Source organism: Ideonella sp. P3_A4 (genome assembly GCF_056403075.1).
Map to the genome: position 1 here is coordinate 1 of NZ_JBFUGE010000715.1, position 2,829 is coordinate 2,829.

Below are 2,829 nucleotides of genomic sequence, written 5' to 3' on the forward strand. Positions count from 1 at the left end.
GCCCAGCCCGCATTGGGCGAACCCTACTTCTACAACGGTGAGATCGCGGCCGCCAAAGGGGGCGGCAACGAGCGCGTGCGCGTCGCGGCGCTCTACCTCAGCTACGGCGATGAATCGGAGCCGATGCAGACGATGCTGGTGCAGGTGGCGCGCAACAGCGCCAACCGCGAAGAGCTGGCCCGCCGCATCCTGGTCGACACGGTGCTGCCGCTGTCCGCGCTGATCGTGCTGATGACGATGATCGTCTGGGCTGGCATCCGCGCCGGCTTGGCGCCGCTGGCACGCCTGCGCAGCCTGGTCGAAGGCAAGGCGCCGAACGACCTGACCGCGATCGAGCTGCATTCCGCCCCCAGCGAGGTGCGCGCGCTGGCCCAGGCCATCAACGACCTGCTCGGCGCGGTGCAGCACAACGTCGTCTCGCAAAAACGCTTCATCAGCGACGCAGCCCACCAACTACGCACGCCGTTGGCTGGTCTGAAAAGCCAGACCGAGTTGGCGCTGAAGGAGGTGCAAGACGCCGCCGAGGCGGCGAAAACCCGTGCCCGCGCCGATGCGGACGCTTCGGGCGCCAGCATCTGCGAGCCGCCGCCCGGCAGCTCGTTGACCGCGCGGCTGCAGCGCGTGCACGAAAGCGCGACCCGCAGCGCCCACCTGGTGAACCAACTGCTCACGCTGGCGCGCGCCGAGCCCGAGTCGGCCACCGTGCAGGCCCGCACGCGCGTCGACCTGGCCCGGCTGGCGCGCGAGCTGACCGCCGAGCTGGTGCCACGCGCACGGCACGCCGGCATCGACCTGGGCTACGAGCCGAGCAATGAAGGCACCGAGGGCGACGAGGCTGCCGAGCCCGCAGTCGAGGTGCTGGGCATTCCACTGCTGCTGCGCGAAGCGTTGGCCAACGTGTTGGACAACGCCCTGCGCTACGCCGGCCGCGGCAGCGAAGTCACGGTGCGCGTGGCCGCCCAGAACCAGCAAGCGCTGATCGAGGTCAGCGACACCGGCCCCGGCATCCCGGCAGCTCTGCATGCCGACGTGTTCGAGCGCTTCGTGCGCGGCACGCACGAGGGCAACGGCTGCGGGCTGGGCTTGGCGATCGTCAAGGAGATCGTCGAGCGGCACGCCGGCCACGTGGAACTGGCCGACACGGCGCCTCATGGACTGACGACGCGCATCCTGCTGCCCTTGGCCGAAAGGCCAATGCGCGCTTAGGCCGAACGGCCATTGCGCGAAGGCCTGACCCGAGCCGGCTGGGCCGTCAGGCGTCGGGCGCCGTTTCGACCCGGTTGCGGCCCAGTGACTTGGCGCGGTACAGCGCAGCATCAGCCCGCGCGATCACCGCAGCGAAGTCTTCGCCGTCAGCCAGCGCCGCCACCCCGAACGACGCCGACACCCGCAGCGCGGCCGGCCAGGGCGCGCCCTCCAGCGTGTGGCGCAGCTTCTCGGCCAAGGCCGCGCCTTGCGCCGGCTCGGCGCCCGGGCAGACGACCAGGAACTCTTCGCCGCCCCAGCGCACCAGCCGGTCGCCGGCGCGGATCTCGGCCTGCACCAGGCGGGCGAACTGCTGCAGCACCTGGTCGCCACACGCGTGGCCGTGGCCATCGTTGATGCGCTTGAAATGGTCGATGTCGATGAAGACCAGGCACAGCACCGGCGCACTCGCCACCTGGCCGGGCCAGTGCTTCAGCAAGAACTCTCGCAAGCCTTCGCGGTTGAGCGCGCCGGTCAACGGGTCGGTGCGGGCTTGGCCGGCCAGCACCGTGGCCTCCAGGTGCAACGCATGGTTCAAAGATTCAATGCGCTTCAGGTGCTTTCGGGCCTCGACCAGGTGGGCGCGGAATCCCAGCACCTCGCCCCACAGCCAGGCCAAGCCGAACAGCAGCCAGGCCCCGACCAGCAGCATCAGCACCTGCGACTGGCTCAGCCATTTGCCATGGAACTCGATCGCCTCGATGCCGATGCGGTGCAGCCCCGGCTTGCTCTTCGAGCCTGTCGAGAGTTCGACGAACGGCACGTTGTCGACCCGGGTGTCGGTGTGCAGCAGCGGTACGTTCTGCTCCACCGCCCACCACGAGGCGATGCGGAACAGCCGGACCGGCACGTCGATCTCTCCGCTGGGCGGAATGTCGAACTCGACCTCGTTGACCTTCAGGCTGCCGGTGTCCTTCAGGTTCGACTGGCCTTCTTCGTAGTTGCGCAGGTAGAAGCGCACGCCGCGCGGTCCGACGCCTTCGTACTTCAGCCGGAAGTGCACGCTGTCATAGCGCGACAGGTCGACGCCCTGCGGGCTCTTGGCCAGCGTGAGCGACATCTCGCAGTACGGCCAGGCATACCCCGCGTCGAGCTGGCATTGCAGGGTCCCGAGCGGGCCGTCCGGAAACCAGCTGGTCACGCTGTGGCCGCCAAGTGTGCGGTCGTCGTTCAATTCGACCGGGTGCTGCTTGGCGTTCAACGCCAGCACGCGCTCCATGCCCCAGTGGTGCCATGCCAGCAGCGCCGGCGTGCCCAGCACCAGGGCAATCAGCACGCGGCGAAGCACCGCAAAAGCACGGTTTGGAGGGGTCATGAAAGAGGCAAGGTGGCCATTGACGCGGCCATGCGAAGCACGGCAGGGCCTGCCGCGGCTCGGTGCATCTTCGGCCGATGGCTGCGTCAATTGAGGTCAGCCTGATAGCCCGCGGAGCCCAGCGCTGCATTGCCGTGCGTTTGGCCACGCAGCGCCGAGTTCAAGGCTGCGTGGCAGGGCTTCCCGTTTCGACCAGCACACGGATGTCGATCAAGCCCGCCATCACGGCCTGCGCATACTCGGCGCACTGCAGGTCATCGGGCTTGCTC

The 2,829-nt window shown here is 68.7% G+C and carries 2 protein-coding genes; one reads left to right on the top strand and one right to left on the bottom strand.

From position 1 onward, the window contains the following. Positions 1–1,206: sensor histidine kinase (locus AC1DYI_RS31640; protein WP_477208077.1), on the top strand; the 1,206-nt coding region annotated here is incomplete at its 5' end. A 46-nt stretch (positions 1,207–1,252) separates the two neighbouring features. Here AC1DYI_RS31640 and AC1DYI_RS31645 read toward each other — a convergent pair. Beyond that, complete coding sequence (locus AC1DYI_RS31645) at positions 1,253–2,560, bottom strand: GGDEF domain-containing protein (protein ID WP_477208078.1); 1,308 nt, start codon at positions 2,558–2,560, stop codon at positions 1,253–1,255. Positions 2,561–2,829 lie beyond the last annotated feature (269 nt).

Coding starts and splice junctions, on each gene's coding strand:
- AC1DYI_RS31645 (WP_477208078.1), bottom strand. CDS start 2,560: ATGACCCCTCCAAACCGTGCTTTTGCGGTGCTTCGCCGCGTGCTGATT.